A 17,875-nucleotide genomic window follows, 5' to 3' on the forward strand; every position below is an offset into this window, starting at 1 on the left:
GCCGCGTCGCTCAACACCAAACGCTCCATCACACCCAAGGCCGCCTCCCAAAAAGAAGCCTTGAATCTGATTTGCTCTCAAAAGGGAATCCTTAGAGTCCACACCACCTAGAGCCCGGGCATCGCTCCGGCGGGGGCTTTCCCTCGCCTAAAAAAGTTACGCCGTCGGGCTCGAAATATCGTGTCCCGGCGGCGCCCTATTACTGGGCCCCTGAAATCCCCCAGCGCGCGAAGCTCTAGCAGCGATCGGACCCGACACTTGTGAACCAGTTCACAATTGAGCCTCCGTAAGACCACGGCTTACCAGAGCAAGGGCGGCTGGACTCAGCAGCCGCTGCCGCTGACGGCGGCGAACAGACCAACGCTGCTGTTGCCATTTCCAGCCTTCTGAATCGAGATCGTCGGCGTCACTGTGTTTATTAAAACCGGATAAGGCTGAACCAGCGGATTGCCGTTGCCTAGAGGATTGCTGCTGTTGCCACCCACGTTGCCCCAGCACCAGGTGCGGTGGACGGTATCAACGGCACAGGTAAAATTACCACCAGCTTCTGCGGCCGCGATTGAGGTAAATGAGACACCCGGAGCATTCACCAGCAGCGGCCAGTTTTGCGCCGGTGTGGTATAGCCGACGCCGAGATTGCCGTAGCTGCCATTGCCCCAGCAATAGGCTTTGCCATTGGTATCAACCGCGCAGGAATGGACATTGCCAGCGGCAATCGAGGTAAGTGATACGCCGGTGGGAGAGGTCAACCGCACTGGATAGTTTTGCTGAATGGTGTCGCCATTACCAATCTGGCCGCTGCTGCCCGTGCCCCAGCAGTACGCCCTGCCGTTTACATCCAGCGCGCAGGTGTGGGTGTTGCCACCAGTAATCTGCGTGAATGAAATAGATGTAGACGACACCACCAGAACCGGCACGTTCTGCTGGGTGATGCCGCCATTGCCAAGCTGACCGCTACTGCCTGCACCCCAACAATAGGCCCTGTCATTCGCGTCGATGGCGCAGACGTGATTATTCCCCACGCCGAGTTGCGTTAGTGACACGCCAGTGGGAGAGGTCAAAAGGACCGGAGAGTACTGGTTTGCAGTATTGCTAATGCCGAGCTGGCCATTGGCGCCGAGACCCCAGCAATAAGCGCTGCCATAGACGTCAAGAGCACAGGCTGCCCCCCTCTTCCCTGGACAACTTGGGTGAACGAGATGGCAGTAGAAGAGATGACCTGGACCGGATAGCTCTGATTGACGCCGCTGACGCCGTAACCGAGCCGGCCGCCATTGCCGTAACCCCAGCAATAGGCCTTGTTATTGATATCGACGCCGCAGGCCGTATCGCCGCCCGTTGCCACCTGGGTAAACGAAATGGCGGTGGTCGAGACCACCCGCACCGGAAAATCTTCATCGCTGGGGGCGCTGGTGCCGTTACCGATCTGACCATACTGGTTATAGCCCCAACAATAGGCCGCGCCGTTGGTATCCACGGAGCATCCGCCGAACCCGCCAACAGAGAGTTGGGCATAAGGAATTGTACTGGTGGAAATGACCAGGGCCGGCGTCGCGGTGCCGGTCTGATAAGCCACGCCCAACTCGCCGTTGTACGCCTCGCCCCAGCAATAGGTCTTTCCGCTCGCATCGATCGCGCAGGCCGTCACGCTGCCGGCCGCGATCTGTGTGTATGAAATCGTGGTGGCTGAGATTACCTGCACCGGCCATTTCTGGTTGCTGTTGTCTCCGTTACCCATTTGATAACTGGCCCCATACCCCCAGCAATAGGCGCGGCCACTAGCGTCAATGCCGCAGTTGAAACTTTGTCCGGATGTAACCTGCGTGAACGAGATGGCCGTGGTCGAGACCACCTTCACCGGGTAGATCTGCTGCGCGAGGCCGCCATAACCAAGCTCACCATCGGCACCGTAGCTCCAGCAATAGGCCTGATTGTTCGTATCGATCGCGCACGTGCTCGCTGTACCCGTAGAAATCTGCGTGAACGAGATGGCGGTGCTGGAGATCACCTTGACCGGATATAGCTGCTGGCTGTTGCTGACGCCGATACCCGCCTGACCGGAGTCATTGATACCCCAGTAATAGGCGTTGCCGTTGATATCGACAGCAACCGCGGAGTTGGCCCCCGCCGCAACCTGCGCAAATGAGATGGCTGTGGTGGAGACCACCTGCACCGGCTTATTCTGCTGGCTGGCTCCGCCATAGCCCAGCTGGCCGTTTGAACTAGAGCCCCAGCAATAGGCCTTTGAGTTTTTATCGAGACCGCAGGTGAAGACATTCCCGCCCGCAACGTGAGTGAAGGAAATGGCGGTGGATGACACCACGCGTACCGGATAGTTCTGCTGCGTGGTCCCGCCATATCCAAGCTGGCCGCTTGAACTCAAACGCCAGCAATAGGCCTTGCCGTCCACATCGACGCCGCAGGTGTGCTGCGTTCCCTCCGTCACTTGCGTGAACGAGATGGCGGTAGTGGACACCACCTGGGTGGCATCGGCCCATGGAGCCGTCCCCCCATTGCCCAGCTGCCCCTTGTCGTTCGGCCCAAAACCGAACGCCGCGCCATTGGCGACCAGTGTGCCCTCGGTGGACATGCACCAGGGAACAAGCTGGCTGCCGTTGCAGGTGCGATAGTGACCGTTGGCGAAGTCGACACGATGGGGAATAGCGCAAGCGCCCTTGCTGGTGCCGGTGGCATAGTTGATCCAGTGACTGCCGTTGCAAATGTAGACATAGCCGTCGCTGAATCCTTCCCGCATTCCTGGCGTCGCACAAGTCGTGCTGCTGGTTGTTCCGACAAGGCCCGTCCAGGTATTGAGGTTACAGACCTGCTCGCCACCGCCCTGCCATTTCAGGGCCGGCTGCTGGCCATGAGGGCTGGCGCAAGCCGCCCACACATGGGCCACCCACAGCGAAGCGAGGAGCAGCAGCCCGAGCAAGCGCATCAACGCGTGCTATCTGAATCCAGCAATGTGCCGCTGAAAACCAGGTCGCCGGAGACGATCACGCTCTGGCTGGTGACACGCAACACTGGTTGGCCGTCTATCAATATTCTGGCTTCACCCTTCTGCTGATCGGAGATGATCACGACCCGCTGCCTCGCTGGTTCTCCGGTACACACTGCGATCGGCAGCATCATCATGATTCCCAGAACTACGTGTCGCACGGGGGCGGTCCTTCCATCACGGTTGACCACCTCTAGGGAGAGGTGGCCGGGTGTTAGTAACCGTCTACGAAAACGGCGCAGTGCCTTTAGGCTGACGCCCTGGACAGGACACCGCCACCCGGCCATAGGCCGAGCGTTTGTGTCCATTCACAAACAGCACCTTACTGGCGGTGCCTGCCATTCGTAGCGGGGTTACTAATCCCCACCGTCACTATGTGACCGCGGGGTCATACAGACAACGCAGCTGCCCAAAGCGCCACCATCCGTGTCGTTGTTATGAAACAGCCTAGGCGGATTACCGACCTTTGCAGCCGCCATTTGCTCGCTAATGTCGAGGGCAAGACGGGCTGAACCTTTGGCCATCTGTCAAAACGTCAAATCACTCTCAACGCTGGCGGATTCCGGATCAGGAGCTTACACTCGCGGGGTGCGTTTGTTCTTCGAAGTGACACTCATGGCAAAACGCAAGATCCTCATCGTCGAAGACGAGTATTTCATTGCCGACGATTGCGCTAAGGCCGCACGAAGCGAAGGATTCGCCGTCGTGGGCCCCTTTCGCACCGTCGCCGACGCGATCGCTGGTATGCCGGATGACATCGATGGCGCCCTGCTCGACATCAATTTAGGCGGTTCGAAGGTCTATCCACTCTTGGACAAACTTCTGTCGCAAAACATCCCGGTCACCATCTATACGGGATACGACCGAAATACCCTGCCGACGCGGTACTCGCGCCTGACCATCGTCACCAAGCCCAGCGACTGCCTGGAGGCGGTCCGAAGCCTGGCGTCTAAAGTCGCCGATGTTGCCGGGCTGATGTTTTTCTAGGCCGTCCTGAAACGATTCCGGTTCAGTACGGTAATTAGAAGAATGACGTGCCCAAAATGCCAAGCGAGCCTTAGGCTCGTCACCGTGCTCAGCTCAGGCGAGCGCGTGTTCCAATGCATGGAGTGCGACCGCGTCGAGATCGGTGAGGTCAAGCCGCCTAGTGACCGCCGGGATGCTGATGAGGAATCGGCATCCAACCATCCAACAACAGCCCGTCCCAAGCGACGACCCCCTCCTCCTGCTTGACGCCGTAGTCATGGTACAGGGGCGCACATTGCGGCTCCCATTCGATAAACTCGTCGTTGAGGCCATCGTGCACGCGACAGGGTACTTCCGGGTCGAACGTGTTCATCGGGTTTATCAGGCAGCCTTAAGCTTGCTTTGCCGGTAAGCGTCAATCGCGCGGTTGGCGAGCATGAGCTGACGGCGTTCTCCAGCGAGCGCCATTTTGCCGATCGTCCTGACGAGGAATTGACTGGTCTCATAGCAGTCGGTGATCTCGCCGCTGCGCTCAAGAAAGTCCCAAGCGATCTGGACCGCGTTTTCAACAAGGACAGGAACACTCTCACTCATGCAGCTTAAACGCTGGGCAAAGAGCCTCGTTCCTAAAGCGGAAGGGCCCCCGCCGGATACAGAGGCCCTTCGAGAACCTGGAGGAGGAGAAGCTCCAAGCCCTATCGCGTCGGCGGCTGCAGCCCAGCCGAAGAAACCCAATCGTCAATGTCCGCCGCGATCTCCGCTGTGCGAGCTCGCTTCAGCAGACTGTCCCGCTCGACGCCTGCCGGCATCGTCGCGGCCATTTGAGCCATATCTTTTGCAAACGCAGCCAAGCGGTCCTGTAGCGATGTGGTTTGCCTGGCCCGATTTCGCTTTTTGGTCATGACGCGCTCCTGGTCTGAAGCGGGAGCGTCGTTGCTCTCCACATTTTCAAGCAGCGTAGGTTACGATGAGAGTTGCGGCCACAACCTAGGTTATTTGCGAGATAAACCTTTGAATGAGCTGGCGCGCAGCAGGCCTTCGGAGGTGACGTCGCGGTATTCGATCTCCGCGGTAAAAACCGGCTCAACCCACGCGTGCAGCGCTCCGGCTCCCGCAGCTCATACCGTTTGTAGGGGCCGCGCTTGCTGGACACGACCAGAGTATTGGCGTCGCGCTTGTCGAACGACACTTCCAGGTGATTTGCCCTAAGCCCGTACTCGGCGCCGACGATGTCGGCGGCCGCCTGCAAACGCTCATCCGTGCCGTAGTCCTGGCACGCGCCCAGTGACAACGCCGTCAGTATCGCCAATGCTAGTGGCTCTCTCCGCATCAGCGATTCCCCAGGCAGGAGTTGGCGATTTCGGCGACGTCGGAGCGGTAGCCATTCTTTTCCGCCGCGAGCTTGTCGGGCGCGATGAGCTGCGGGCACCAATCGTAGGCCGTGAGCCTGCGGGCCTCTTGCTGCGCCGACAGCAGGTTGTACTCGCACAGGTTCAGGCTCCGGGCCTTGTGGCTGTCAGGCCCGCCCGTGACCATGCCAAGCATGCCGGTCACCATGCCCTGCGCCATCTCGCTGACCGGGTTGCCGTCACCGGACGGCTAATTGTCTTTAAACCGCGCGTAAATCGCCTTATCGGCTTCCTTCGACCGCTTGACCATTTGCTCCCAGGCGGAGCAGGCCCCTTGTTGCTGTCCGTCAGCTTGCGACCGGGATACATCGTCGGCACTTCGCCGATGGCGGTGCGTTTCACCCAATAGCAATCCGAACCAGGCCGCTGTCGCAGGCAGACGAACGCGCCTTTGCTGGTCGCATCGTAGCCCTCGTAAAACATGTACTGCCCGGGGTGCGGGAAGAGGCAGCCCTCCGTGAGATGGTAAAGCCCGTGCATCTTATCGACCTGTTCGGTCTGGCCGTTCTGCACGAGCTGTTCGTGATACTTCACCGCGTTGATGTCGAGGCACGCGAACGCTTCCTGTTCGATGCGGACCGGCGGCAACAGCTTGTCGGCGAATGCGGTGCTGGCGACCGCCATCAGTAAGGCGACGAGGAATAGCCTCACGATCGACCTCCCCGCACCGCGTCAAGCATCTCCCGGTGACGGCGTTCCTGGTTGTCGTTGTTGACGACGACGAGCGCCCAGATGGCGGCCGGTATCCAGCCGATGACAGTGATCTGGAGGATGAGGCAGAGAATGCCTTGAACGACACGGCCACGCATGAAGAGCGCCAGCCAAGGCAACAGGATCGCAACGGCAATCATCGGAAATCCCTCAAAAAAAGGTTTCCGTTTGTATGCAAAAATCGTGATTTACGAATGCAAGGGTCTGAGGGCAGAATCAGCCTCGGATGGAAAATAAGGTCGCCCCCGAGACGTTCGCACAAGTTATTGAGCGGACTCGGGAAAGGTACGACTTACTTCCGGCCTCCTCTTCCCGCGTCGACGGCCTTGCAAAACTTAGGAGTTTTGCAACGGGGCAGCGGCAATGACCATTTTTGGTTATGCGCGCGTCAGCACGTCCGGCCAGGAGCTGGACATTCAAATAGCGCAGCTTGAGGCTGCGGGTTGCGAGAGGATTCTTTGCGAGAAGCAAAGCGGTCTAAAAGACGATCGTCGCGAGTTGGCAAGGTTGCTGCGCCGGCTGCACCAAGGCGATACCGTCATCCTACCCGCGCTCGATCGACTGACGCGTGGCGGACCGTTCAGGATGCTCAGCATCCTTGACGAGATCACCTCCCGCGGAGCTCGCTACAGATCTCTCGCCGAGCCGTGGGCCGACACCACAACCGAACTTGGTGAGGTGCTGGCGGCGTTGGTTGGCTACATCGCTCGCAAGACGCGGGATGATATCGTGAGGCGCACCACTGCTGGACGAGAACACGCCCGCCAGAATGGCGTGAGGTTTGGACGAAAGCCGAAGCTTACTTTGGCATAACGCCAGGCCGCGCTCGCCCGACGAGCGGCAGGCGAAACGCAGCAGACCATCGCCAAGGACTTTGATGTCAGTTGCTCAACCATCTCTCGGCTGAGGCCTGTCAACAGCGAGACTTAGACAGTTCTTTCGCGACGGTTGCAAGGAGATGAGATGTGCTCATTGCGATTATTTCCGCTTCTGACCAGGTCGTGTGAAAATCCCGCGACTTGGGGCGCTCCGACGCACTTTACGGCGCTGGGCCTCTTGGAGTGGCCTCGTGTCGTCTCAGCGGCAACCGGGAGCTTCATGTAGGCGAGCACGGTGAGCACAATCTCGGTGGCCACTTTTGGCAGCTTTTCGTAGGGGCAAATAGCGCGCCGAATGACACTTTAGACTGCAAAGGCAACAGGCCTTCCTTTATCGAAGCGTGTCAAACGGTCAGGGAGATTGAACGTCGCAAAGACATGGGCAAGTTGATCTTGATCCTCTTTCAGGTGACCCCACCCTTCATTATGCACGGACAGCAGCGCGGCTTTCGGAAACGCAGCGGCTGCTTCAAGCGCATCCTCACTGCCCATTGTCATATGGAACCGACCGCGCGGTTCGGCGGCCCCGGTGAAGAGGATGATGACCTTCGGCGAAAACCGCCGCGAGACCTCTTCGGTCCCGCTGAACCACAACGTGTCGCCGGTGATGTAGAGAAGATCGCCAGGCTCTTTGACACCGAGCGCGAAGCCAACGACATCGCCGACATCGATACCGACAGGACCGTGCCGCGCTGGCGTCGCCGTCACGAACAGCCGCTTTCCGTTTTTGCATTCAAGCGTGCGCGTTTCAAACGGTGCGAACCCCAAGGCGTTGCCGCCCAACCGCTCGGCGCCGGAGCTCGTCGTGTAAGTCGCCCCGACCTTGGGCAACAAGGCGCGGCCGGCGTTGTCCAGATTGTCGAAATGGTGGTCATGGCTAAGAAGCACCGCATCCAGCGGACCGACTTGATCGACTGTGATCGCCGGGCCAGATGTCTTTTTGTGAACAACCGGGCTGTGTGCGCCCTTGTATTCTCCCGGGGGATCAAAGGTCGGATCGGTGAGAAGCCGCATGCCATCATATTCGATGAGGACCGTCGGTCCGCCGATGAGGGTCAAGGTGAGTTCGGAATTCGTCATTGTCTGCCTCCTGAAAGCTTGCCCCTCCAATTAGGCAGATGCGCGCTGCCGAAAAATTCGATAATCCTGCGCAATGGCTGATCAAAAACGCACAACACTGGATTGGGAGGACGTTCGGGTCTTTCTCGCTATCGCTCGCTTCGGGAGCCTGTCAGCTGCGGCGCGATCTCTGGGGATCAACCATGCGACGGTGTCGCGACGCATTCAAACCCTGGAAGCATCGCTCGGCGAAAAGCTGATAGAGCGACGACCGGACGGCTACGTGCTGACGCCGGCCGGCACGAGGGCGATCGGCCCGGCAAACGACATGGAAGCTTCGGCGGCGATCCTCAGCCGCGGCGGCGAGGACGATCGACCAAAGGGTCTCGTGCGCGTAAATGCGCCACCAAGCCTCGCTCAAGCCTTCCTCGTGCGGCGACTCGCGCACCTCTCGATTGAGCACCCAGGGCTCGACATCGACGTGGCGACCGACATGCGATCGGTCAGCTTGGAGCGTCGCGAGACGGACATTGCCTTGAGGCTAGCGAGACCGGAGGACGGAGACGTCATCGCCAAGCCCCTCGTGGAGCTTGGCTTTGGGTTCTACGGCACCGAAGAAAGCTGCCAAAGAATCACCGAAGGAAGCGACCCGATATTCGTTGGCTTCGACGAGGCAAACGCGCACTTACCGGAGGCGGCGTGGCTCACCCATCATTTCCCCAACGGGCGGATGTCGTTTCGGGCATACAGCCACATGACCCAGGCCGTCGCGGCGCGGGAGGGCGCGGGACTCGCGCTACTGCCCTACTTCGTCGGCAAAGCCGACCCCGCCCTCAAGCTCTGCGTATTGAAACACAATCCACCGGCGCGCGGGATCTGGATGGTGACGCGTCGGCAGGACAAAAAAGACCTCCCGACGCGCATGGTAACGGATCATCTCCAGAAGATTTTCGAACGCGAGCGCGACCTCTTCGAGCGCCCGAACTGATCAGAGCTTCTGCTTTGACAGAAAGCGAAGCATCAGGTCGGCGATCTCGTCGACCTTTTCATCAAGGGCGAAGTGACCAGCGTCCAAGATATGCACCTCGGCCTCCGGCACATCGCGTCTGTAAGCCTCGGCACCCGGGACGATGAACGAGACATCGTACTTGCCCCATAGCACCATCGTCGGCGGCTTGTGCGCGCGGAGCCAAGCCTGCCATTCGGGGTAGGACGCTACATTCGTCTGATAGTCGTAGAGGAGATCGGCCTGAGTCTCCTGCTCGTCCGGCCGGGATAGAATGGCGTATTCGTCGGTCCAGGTGTCAGGATTGTAGCGCTCCGGATGCGGGCTGCCGGCGATGTGCCGCTGCTTGGCGCCTTCGAGCGACGAGAAGGCCTGGAAGATTTCCGTATGCGCCTTCGGATCAGCCCAATACTGCGCTATCCCGGCCCACTTCGGGCCGAGCCCCTCCTTATAGGCATTGGCGTTCTGAACGACGATCGCGCTCACCCGGTCAGGATGCTGCACCAAGATGCGGAAGCCAACCGGACCGCCGTAGTCCTGCATGTAAAGGACGTAGCGACCGATGTTGAGCTGCTCGAGCAGCCGGTTCGTCGTCTCGGCAAGATGATCGAAGGTGTAGCGATACTTCGCGGGTGACGGCGATTCGCTCTGACCAAATCCGGGATAGTCCGGCGCGATCAAATGGTAGTGGGACGCGAGTAACGGAATGAGCGTGTCGAACATCCGCGACGACGACGGAAAGCCATGCAGCAAGACGATCGTTGGCGCGCCCTTCGGGCCGGCCTCGCGGTAGAAGACGCGGATTCCGTCAACCAGAGCATGATGATAGGTGGTGGTAGCTGAAGTTGAAGGCATGACCTGGGCCTGTGCCGCTTTGCCAAATACAAGCATTGCGGCCATCGCGAGTGCAACGATCTTCTTCATATACTGTCTCCTTCCGACCTAGGCGATCTCAAATGACCTGAGCCGTGGGTCGCACACGATCTCATTGATATCGACCGCCGCCGGCTGCTCGATCGCGAAGGCAATCGCGCGCGACACTGCGCTCGCCGGGATGGCTTTTTTGTAGATTTCGAGCATCCGCTCACTGTCGGCACCGGTCGTCTTGTTCTGGATACCTGTGTCGACCGCGCCTGGCGTAACCGTCGTGACTCGGATCGAAGTCTCCGCGAGTTCGGCGCGTAGGCCTTCTGAGAAGGCGCGGATCGCGTATTTCGACGCCGAATGCACGGCGCCGCCGGGCGAGAAAACCTTCAGGCCATGGACCGAGCCGAGATTGATGATGTGGCCGCTCTTCTGCTTCAGGAACACCGGAAGCACCGCCGCAACGCCCCCGAGCGTACCCTTCAGATTTAGGTCGATGGTGGTTTCCCACTCGCGGGTGTTGATCTCGGTCAACGGCCTGATCAGCATGATCCCAGCTGCGTTGATCAGCACGTCGATCTTGCCGAAATCCGCGACGACCCGGTCCACCACGTCGCGCACGAGATCCTTGTTGGTCACGTCGACGTGATAGCACTGCGCAGACCCGTTCGACCGAACAATGTCGTCGACAACGGCAACCATCCGTTCCTCATCGATGTCCGCGATCGCGACCCTGGCGCGCTAGCTCGCGAGGTCGCGCGCTGCCGCTGAACCGATGCCGCCGGCTCCACCAAGGATGAGGATGATCTTGCCTGTGATATTCCCGCTCATGTCCATTTCCTTTCGATCTTTCCTCTCGAGATAGACCGCAAACCGACTCCCGGAAATTCGGAGTAACTCAGCAACGGCTGCGCAAAAATGCACAGGGCGGGTGAAGGATCAATCGACATCAAGGTAGCGCCAGGTCCTGCCATCGCTCACACGAACGGAGTGCGGAAGCACGTCGCCATCGCCAGATCAGGGCCTGACGTTCGCGCCCGCCAACATGGCTCCAGCCAGCAGCAAAATGGAAAGTGTACGGAACTTGTGCATTTGTCAGGTCCTTCAATGTAATTGCGAAGCTCGGCCGGGAAGTGCCGGCCGAGCAGGTCGACAATCAGGCAGACGGTCCTGACAGACCGGTTTTCTGGACCGGGCCGCGGTCGAGATACGGCGTGATGTTGCGGGTCTTCATCGCCCAGTCAGCGATCTCATCCTTGCGAGCGAACCAGACGCCTGGCTTGCTCTTCACGTAAGTGAAAAAGCGATCGAGGACGCGCACGCGATTGGCGTGACCAGAGATGCGGTCATGGAGCGCCATCACCATCATTCGACGCTTGGTCGCGCCTTCCTCGTAGAGCTGGTCGAATTCGTCCTTCAGCGCCTGCTCGTAGGCGGCCGGGTTGTAGCCCTCGAACGGGAACGAGACGATGTCGTTCATGTGGAAGGTGTACGGCACGGTGACGAAGTCGCCGCCCTTTACCGGAAGGATGAACGGCTGGTCCATGCTCGCTTCGTCCAAGTAGTAGGTGAAGCCAAGGTTCTTGAGGATGTCGAGCGTGTGTGGGCTGTTGCGCACCCAGTAAGCGCTCCACCCCTTCGGCGTTTGCCCGGTTGCGCGCTCGATGCTCTTCATGTTGTCGATGATGAACTGCCGCTCGTCGGCCGGGCTCATGTCGTAGCTCGCGGACCAGGTGCGGCCGTGAGCGGCCGCCTCGTGGCCACGGCGGACGACTTCCTTCGCCAGCGCCGGATCCTTGTCGACCGCCTGGCCGATCATGAACGCGGTGACCTTGGCGCCGTGCTTGTCGAACAAGTCGAGCAAGCGCGGCGTGCCCTCATAGATGCCGTACTGGAAGACACCGTTGGTCGGCATGTCCGGCAGGCCGTTCCGGATGGGCTCGGGAATGACGCCCGGCGCGCCGGAGATCGGCTGGCCACCACCTTCGTACATCAGCGACATGCTGATCGCGAGCCGCGCACCGTTCGGCCAGAAGGCCCCGGCGCCAGCGGCGCCTTCGGTCACCCCAGACTGCGCTTGCGCCACAGCCGGGATCGCTGCTGCCGCGGCAACGGCGCCAGCACTCGTAAGCAATTCACGACGGGTCATAGTTCTTCTCCTGGTGAGCCCGGTCGCGAGCGAATCCTCTCAGGACGACGCTCGCCTTACCGGTGCGTTGTGATTGATGGGTTCAAGCGACCTGACGCTGGACGTCTTCGAGCGTCGGGTAGTCGGTGTAGCCAGCCTCGGCACCGCCGTAGAAAGTGGGACGGTGATAGGCGTTCATCGGCGCATTGAGCCGAAGCCGCTTCACAAGGTCGGGGTTGGCGATGAACAGCCGGCCGAAAGCGACCGCGTCGGCCTTGCCGCTCAACACGGTCGCGCGCGCCGTATCGCCGACATAGCCGCCGGCAGAGATCAGCGGGCCGCCGAAGATTTCCTTCAGCTCGGCCGCGGCGTCGGGCGCATTCGGATCAAGCGCGCTGGTATCGCTGCTCTTATCCGACCGGGGTTCGACGACATGGATGTAAGCCAGGCCGCGCTCGCCGAGCGCTTTCGCAGCGAAATTCCAAACCGCAAAGCCCTGGCTATCGAACATATTACCGTCGCGCCCGAAAGGTGAGATACGGACGCCGACGCGATCGGCGGGCCACACGGTCAGCACTGCGTCGACCACCTCGAGGAGGAAGCGCGCGCGGTTCTCGATCGGGCCGCCGTACCGGTCGGTGCGCTTGTTGCTGCCATCGCGCAGGAACTGGTCGACCAGATATCCGTTCGCGCCGTGGATCTCGACGCCGTCAAAGCCCGCCTTCTTCGAGTTGGCGGCGGCGCGAGCGAAGTCCTCGATTATGGCGCTGATCTGCTGCTCGGTGAGCTCGCGCGGCGTCTCGAAGGGAACAACCTCGCCGGTTCGGGTCTTAGTGTTGCCGTTGATCGCGATCGCGGACGGCGCCAGCGGCGCCATGCCATCGGGCTGGAGCGACGAGTGCGAGAAACGGCCGGTGTACCAGAGCTGGTTGACGATAACCCCGCCTCTCGCATGCACGGCGGCGGTCACCTTCTTCCAGCCATCGACCTGCGCCTCCGAATGGATGCCGGGGGCGCCGGCATAGCCAGTGGCTGCGGGCGAGATATCGGTCGCCTCAGTGATGATGAGGCCGCCTTCCGTGGCGCGCTGGCCGTAGTAGATGGCGTTGACGTCCTGGGGCACATCGCCCGGCTGGCGTGACCGGAGCCGAGTGAGCGGCGGCATAACCACGCGATGCTTAAGCGATAGAGCGCCGAGTTTGATGGGGGTGAATAAGGGATCCATGGGGCAACTCCTTTCTGCCCCCAAGATGTACGTCGTAACGATATCCGCGATAAGCCGGAATAAATGAGATGCCTGTATAACGATTCCTGTTATATAGCCCTATGGACATCGACGCTCTGAACATCTTCGTGCAGGCTTATTCCGCGGGAAGCCTTGCGGCAGCCGCCCGGCGGCTGAAAATCACCCCCATGGCCGCGTCTCGCCGGCTGCTCGCACTTGAGGACGAACTTGGCGTGCGGCTGATGCACCGCTCAACTCGCTCGGTTTCTCTGACGGCCGAGGGCGAAGCCTTCCTGTCCTACGCGACGAGTATGGTGGAAACTGCGGAGGCAGGTCGCGCCGCGCTGGCGCCAAGTGATCAGGGCGCGACCGGGCTTCTCAGGGTGACGGCGGCTGCGGCATTCGGCCGAAAGATTATCATGCCTATCGTCCCGCGCCTGCTTGAGGAGAACCCCGCCCTATCGATCGACATCGAGATCACGGACGGCATCACCGATCTGGTCGGACGAGGCATGGATGTCGGCATCCGCATCGCACAACTTCGCGACTCAACGCTCGTGGCTCGGCGGCTCGCTCCGAACCAACGCATCCTATGCGCCGCGCCGGCCTATATCGAGCGACACGGAACACCACGCACCGTTGCCGACCTTGCCAATCACGACTGCATCACCCTGTCCGGCGTCAATCATTGGCCGTTCCAAATGGGAGAAAAGGAGCGGATGGTCAAGGTCGAAGGTCGATGCTCGTCAAACAGCATTGAGGGCTCACACGAAGCGTGCGTCGGGGGCACAGGGCTGACGGTTTTGTCTGACTGGGACATCAGACCCGAGGTTGAGGCTGGACGGCTGGTGCCGATCCATCTGGAAGATGGAGTGCCTCGCGAGCTGTCGATCTGGGCTGTCTTTCCGACCGCGCGCCAGGTCCTCCCGAAGGTACGAGTTTTTGTGGATCACCTGATGGCGGCGCTGCGATCCTAAATTTTCCGGCTCAACCAACCTGCTCGACCAACAGCGTGCCAACCGCGAACGGTCGATTCCGGGGGCAACCTTCGACGCAGATAAGGTAACAAATAGTGCGCCGAATGACACTCATGGAAGCTCGCGAGGGATTTCCAACACCGAGGCTGGCAGGCGCTGGCGAAAGGTTGGTGACTGATGATTTTTCCTTTTCCTCTTGAAGGGAAGAAAGAAGCGTCCTAGCTTAGGCATGAGGGTTGGAAAGCCTAGCATCGATTAAAGTCGATTTCATATCGACACCGCCGCTCCCCCTCGTAACTATCAAAAACGCTTTTAACGACGCATCTGACAGCCTGGCGCACAACAAAACACCGACCTACTCATCAGCAAAACGCCAACACGCATCTCGTGCGTCCTTCGGACGCCATCGGTAAATCACGCCGCGCGGCCACAACGCTGTGCGGCCTGGCGGAGCTGTCGCGGTCATGGTTGGTCGGCGGACGAACGCGCGTGGGCCTCATCCAGCAAGTCCGGAAGGCCCTCCCCGATGCAATGCTGCGATTCGTTCGTGCGCTTGCTCGTGCTGCGGCAATTGCGGATTATGAGCGGCAGAACGGCACACCAGACGTGAGCCAGCACCGATGAAGGCCGCGATCTACGCAAGGTTTAGCTCGGACAAACAAACCGACAGGTCGATCGAGGATCAGGTCGCGCTGTGCCGCGATATCTGCGAGCGTGAAGGGTTGATGATCGTCGGCGTGTATGATGACCGCGCCATCTCCGGCGCCAGCACCCTGAACCGGATGGGGTGGCAGCGCCTCATGCGTGATGCCAAGGGGGCGAAGTTCGATGTGGTCGTCGCCGAAGCGCTCGACCGCATTTCGCGCGACCAGGAAGACTTGGCAGGTATCCACAAGCGGCTGCGGTTCGCAGGCATCGAGATCCGTACCGCACAGGATGGCATCGCCGGTGATATCCATATCGGCGTGAAGGGACTGCTGGGCTCGCTCTATCTTAAAGACCTGGCGCAGAAGACCCGGCGCGGCCAGGCCGGCGTCAACCGTGACGGCCGCCACAACGGCGGGCGCAGTTACGGCTACCGGCCGATACCCGGCAAAGCCGGCGAGCTTGAAATCGACGTGGCGGAGGCCGCCGTCGTCCGCACCATCTTCGCCGACTATCTCGATGCGAGGTCACCGCGCGACATCGCCGCGGCGCTGAACAAGAAGACGCTGCCCGGCCCGCGTGGCGGTGCCTGGAACGCCTCCACCATCGGCGGCAGCCGCAAGCGCATGAACGGCATCCTGCAGAACGAGCTGTATGTGGGCCGCATCGTTTGGAACCGACAGAGCTTTATCAAAGACCCGGAGACCGGCAAACGCATCAGCCGCGAAAATCCGCGCGAGGAATGGATGACGGCGCAAGCCGAACACCTGCGCATTGTCGATGACGATATCTGGGCCCGCGTCCAGGCCCGGAGAACTAAGCGCGGTGGTCCGCAGACCAAGCGGCTTGCGACCCGCCCTAAGAACCTGCTGTCGGGGCTGGTCAAGTGCGGGCGGTGCGGCTCGGGCTACATCGTCGGCGGCCACGACAAACGCGGTTCGCTGCTGCTGTGCTCGCGGATGAAGGAGACGGGCCTTTGCGACAACAAGCGCATGGTGCCGCGCGCCACCGTCGAGGCTATCGTGCTCGAAGGGATCGAGGAGAAGTTGGCCGCGCCTGAGGTGATCGCCGAGTATGTCCGGGAGTATCACCGGATCACTCGTGAACTCCACGGCACCTCCGCGCATCGCCGCCGCGACCTCGAAAAGCGGTTGGGCAACGTCAACGGCGCCATCACCAAGGCCGTGGACGCCATCCTTGCCGAAGCCCCCAGCCGCGCGCTGCGTGACCGGCTAACGGCCTTGGAAGCGGAGCGCGACCAGCTCGAAGCCGAGATCGCCAACATCGTCCCGCCAACGGTCGAGTTCCACCCGAACGCGGCCAACGCCTACCGCGACAAGGTGCGCGACCTGAAGCAGACCCTCGCCTCGGCAGACGAAGACAGCCGCTTGGCGGCCCATGAGGCAATCCGGGAGATCGTCGAGAAAATCGTCATCCACCCGCGTGAGCGCTACAAGCCGGTGGAGATCGAGATTTACCGCCAACTCGCCGCCCTGCTCAGGATTTCTGAGAGGGCGGCTGGCCCCCAGGAGTCTGGGGGTGTGCTGGTTGCGGGGACCTGCAACCATCTCAAATTGCTATTTGAGGCCGTCGCCTAGCGCTGCCGTCCGAAGGCAAAGGTCACACGTTCGAATCGTGTCGGGTGCGCCAGATTTTCTCGATTTTATAAAGCGATATGTCCGCTCCAAGGGAATCTGAAATTCCGCTTCGTTGGCGCGAGTAAGCAATCTCTCGGGAAGAACTCTCGCTTGACGGAGATGGCGACGTGGCCGCAGCACACCCAATGAGGTTGTCGACCGTGCTCTTTCTCGAGCTTCGCGGCGCTGATCTCGGCCGCCTCTTGGCCCGGTGAGCTAGCTGCGGCAACAGCGATTCCGGCTCGACGGGCTCGTGACCCTCGCCGACTCCGCCGCTTGGTCAGCACTCGGGCGCGCCTCGATCAATTCCAAGACCTTTTGGCCCTTGTCGGTGGTCCCCCCGGTCGCGCGCTCGACTGTGGCTAAAATGAACGGCATCCAAGTCGTCCGAATACCAAAACGGCGACTCCGCCTCTCGTCCGATGAAAACGGCCAGAACTGAACTTTGAGCATATCCGCTGCGCGCCTGGCGCCGCATGACGGCCGCGAGCTCTAACCGTTCACTGCTTAACTTAAGCTACCTCACAGAAGCCCCGGCGCCCGGGGGCGCCGTTAGCATGTCTTGATTACGTGATGTCACGACCCTTGCGAGCCCCAGTCTCCTATCAAGAGACCCGGTATTCAAAGAGAGCACGAATAGTGGGTCGCGGTGTGGCAACGAAGCACGACGGAAATCAGCTCCTGAAGTGGACAGCTTGGTCAATAAATGCACTGTGGCTTTCCGCGCTATTGCTGACCACCGGGCCAGCGTTCGCTCGGACCGATTTAACCGCCGCGGCTGCGAATACGACAGATCGCGCCAAGGACGGCATAGATGATATTTCTATCCAGCGAGAGCTGAATGTTTTCAAGAAAGTGGCCATCCTGCTGGTTGACGCATTGGCGAGCGCTCAAAAGCTACACCGCAATGCAACTGTAGTAGACGCAAGTTTTGATGGCTCTCCTCCTTCTCCGGTGTTTCGCGTCAAGTCCTTCAGCGGCGCCTGGGTATGGGAAGATGTCATCGACGCCTCTTCCGGAAAGCCCGTCGGCGCCGCAATTCCAACCGCCGTCAAGGATCTGGACGAACGGGATCGACGGATATTGGCGTCCCTCACGTTCGTAAAGCAAGATGTGCTAGATGCTGTGCGCGTCGCGGAGCGCAATATCACAGGCAAAGCCATCAGCGCCGGGCTCGTCGAAGAGAAAAGCAAGCTAAACTTCATCGTAGTTGTCGTGTCGGGAAACGATCTCAAGCAGGTATTTTTGGAACCGCCAGTTAGTCTTACTGAGTCAGAAAGCCGCGATCTGGAGGGTTGAGAATCGCATATTAAGGGAGATTCAACGTGGTCGAGGAGGCCGAGATGGATCGCCGAGGGAGAGGAACCAG

At 60.3% G+C, this 17,875-nt stretch carries 20 protein-coding genes and 1 pseudogene; 6 read left to right on the forward strand and 15 right to left on the reverse strand.

Translation table 11 applies throughout. The features are described 5' to 3' along the window. Window positions 1-323: 323 nt before the first annotated feature. The 3 genes and pseudogenes from ACZBJS_RS39725 to ACZBJS_RS39735 form a co-directional block, all read right to left on the reverse strand. Window positions 324-1,292: an RCC1 domain-containing protein gene (locus ACZBJS_RS39725; protein WP_463440101.1), complete on the reverse strand. Its 969-nt coding sequence runs from the start codon at window positions 1,290-1,292 to the stop codon at window positions 324-326. Next, a pseudogene (locus tag ACZBJS_RS39730) lies at window positions 1,187-2,941 on the reverse strand (RCC1 domain-containing protein); the annotation flags it as partial. The pseudogene ACZBJS_RS39730 and the gene ACZBJS_RS39725, both read right to left, overlap by 106 nt. After that, window positions 2,941-3,135 carry a hypothetical protein gene (locus ACZBJS_RS39735; protein ID WP_316397186.1) on the reverse strand — a complete coding sequence of 65 codons (195 nt, stop codon included), beginning with the start codon at window positions 3,133-3,135 and terminating at the stop codon, window positions 2,941-2,943. The pseudogene ACZBJS_RS39730 and the gene ACZBJS_RS39735, both read right to left, overlap by 1 nt. A 481-nt stretch (window positions 3,136-3,616) precedes the next feature. Between ACZBJS_RS39735 and ACZBJS_RS39740 the strand changes: the two genes are divergently transcribed. Further along, on the forward strand, window positions 3,617-3,988 hold the full coding sequence (locus ACZBJS_RS39740) for a response regulator (protein WP_316397185.1): 372 nt from the start codon (window positions 3,617-3,619) through the stop codon (window positions 3,986-3,988). Window positions 3,989-4,145: 157 nt separating this feature from the next. Here ACZBJS_RS39740 and ACZBJS_RS39750 read toward each other — a convergent pair whose 3' ends face one another. From ACZBJS_RS39750 to ACZBJS_RS39780, 7 genes are all read right to left on the reverse strand, one after another. Then, window positions 4,146-4,340, reverse strand: coding sequence for a hypothetical protein (locus ACZBJS_RS39750; protein WP_316397184.1), 195 nt, complete (start codon window positions 4,338-4,340; stop codon window positions 4,146-4,148). An 8-nt stretch (window positions 4,341-4,348) separates the two neighbouring features. After that, complete coding sequence (locus tag ACZBJS_RS39755) at window positions 4,349-4,561, reverse strand: hypothetical protein (protein WP_316397183.1); 213 nt, start codon at window positions 4,559-4,561, stop codon at window positions 4,349-4,351. A 101-nt stretch (window positions 4,562-4,662) separates the two neighbouring features. Next, window positions 4,663-4,869 carry a hypothetical protein gene (locus tag ACZBJS_RS39760; RefSeq protein ID WP_316397182.1) on the reverse strand — a complete coding sequence of 69 codons (207 nt, stop codon included), beginning with the start codon at window positions 4,867-4,869 and terminating at the stop codon, window positions 4,663-4,665. A gap of 90 nt (window positions 4,870-4,959) precedes the next feature. Continuing rightward, window positions 4,960-5,067, reverse strand: coding sequence for an ATP dependent DNA ligase (locus ACZBJS_RS39765; RefSeq protein ID WP_410469756.1), 108 nt, complete (start codon window positions 5,065-5,067; stop codon window positions 4,960-4,962). Between the two features lie 229 nt (window positions 5,068-5,296). Continuing rightward, a complete protein-coding gene (locus tag ACZBJS_RS39770) occupies window positions 5,297-5,536 on the reverse strand; it encodes a hypothetical protein (RefSeq protein ID WP_316397181.1) in 240 nt (79 codons plus the stop codon). Next, entirely contained in the window at window positions 5,518-6,027 is a 510-nt protein-coding gene (locus tag ACZBJS_RS39775) for a hypothetical protein (protein ID WP_316397180.1), read from the reverse strand. The genes ACZBJS_RS39770 and ACZBJS_RS39775 overlap by 19 nt, the downstream gene beginning before the upstream one ends. Then, a complete protein-coding gene (locus tag ACZBJS_RS39780) occupies window positions 6,024-6,227 on the reverse strand; it encodes a YqaE/Pmp3 family membrane protein (protein WP_316397179.1) in 204 nt (67 codons plus the stop codon). Before ACZBJS_RS39780 ends, ACZBJS_RS39775 begins: the two co-directional genes overlap by 4 nt. A gap of 223 nt (window positions 6,228-6,450) precedes the next feature. On the opposite strand from ACZBJS_RS39780, the gene ACZBJS_RS39785 reads away from it, so the two are divergent. Further along, window positions 6,451-6,900, forward strand: coding sequence for a recombinase family protein (locus tag ACZBJS_RS39785; protein WP_316397178.1), 450 nt, complete (start codon window positions 6,451-6,453; stop codon window positions 6,898-6,900). A gap of 368 nt (window positions 6,901-7,268) precedes the next feature. Here ACZBJS_RS39785 and ACZBJS_RS39790 read toward each other — a convergent pair whose 3' ends face one another. Next, window positions 7,269-8,045 (reverse strand): MBL fold metallo-hydrolase, encoded by a 777-nt coding sequence (locus ACZBJS_RS39790; protein ID WP_316397177.1) that lies wholly within the window; start codon window positions 8,043-8,045, stop codon window positions 7,269-7,271. A gap of 73 nt (window positions 8,046-8,118) precedes the next feature. On the opposite strand from ACZBJS_RS39790, the gene ACZBJS_RS39795 reads away from it, so the two are divergent. After that, window positions 8,119-9,012: a LysR family transcriptional regulator gene (locus ACZBJS_RS39795; protein WP_316397176.1), complete on the forward strand. Its 894-nt coding sequence runs from the start codon at window positions 8,119-8,121 to the stop codon at window positions 9,010-9,012. On the opposite strand, the gene ACZBJS_RS39800 is transcribed toward ACZBJS_RS39795, so the two are convergent. From ACZBJS_RS39800 to ACZBJS_RS39815, 4 genes are all read right to left on the reverse strand, one after another. Further along, entirely contained in the window at window positions 9,013-9,954 is a 942-nt protein-coding gene (locus tag ACZBJS_RS39800) for an alpha/beta fold hydrolase (RefSeq protein ID WP_316397175.1), read from the reverse strand. It abuts the gene before it with no gap. An 18-nt stretch (window positions 9,955-9,972) separates the two neighbouring features. Further along, a complete protein-coding gene (locus tag ACZBJS_RS39805; RefSeq protein WP_316397191.1) occupies window positions 9,973-10,620 on the reverse strand; it encodes an SDR family oxidoreductase in 648 nt (215 codons plus the stop codon). A 430-nt stretch (window positions 10,621-11,050) separates the two neighbouring features. After that, complete coding sequence (locus tag ACZBJS_RS39810; protein WP_316397174.1) at window positions 11,051-12,043, reverse strand: polysaccharide deacetylase family protein; 993 nt, start codon at window positions 12,041-12,043, stop codon at window positions 11,051-11,053. Between the two features lie 82 nt (window positions 12,044-12,125). Further along, a complete protein-coding gene (locus tag ACZBJS_RS39815; RefSeq protein WP_316397173.1) occupies window positions 12,126-13,247 on the reverse strand; it encodes an alkene reductase in 1,122 nt (373 codons plus the stop codon). Between the two features lie 101 nt (window positions 13,248-13,348). Here ACZBJS_RS39815 and ACZBJS_RS39820 point away from each other — a divergent pair, with 101 nt between their 5' ends. The 3 genes from ACZBJS_RS39820 (at window position 13,349) to ACZBJS_RS39830 (ending at window position 17,805) form a co-directional block, all read left to right on the forward strand. Then, entirely contained in the window at window positions 13,349-14,224 is an 876-nt protein-coding gene (locus tag ACZBJS_RS39820; protein WP_316397172.1) for a LysR family transcriptional regulator, read from the forward strand. Between the two features lie 620 nt (window positions 14,225-14,844). Beyond that, the gene (locus ACZBJS_RS39825; protein ID WP_316397171.1) at window positions 14,845-16,467 is read left to right on the forward strand and encodes a recombinase family protein; all 1,623 of its coding nucleotides are present in this window, start codon (window positions 14,845-14,847) and stop codon (window positions 16,465-16,467) included. A gap of 690 nt (window positions 16,468-17,157) precedes the next feature. Continuing rightward, window positions 17,158-17,805 (forward strand): PepSY domain-containing protein, encoded by a 648-nt coding sequence (locus tag ACZBJS_RS39830; protein WP_463440102.1) that lies wholly within the window; start codon window positions 17,158-17,160, stop codon window positions 17,803-17,805. The last annotated feature ends 70 nt before the right edge of the window (window positions 17,806-17,875 follow it).

The sequence above is a fragment of the Bradyrhizobium sp. KZN70725 genome, assembly GCF_055264925.1.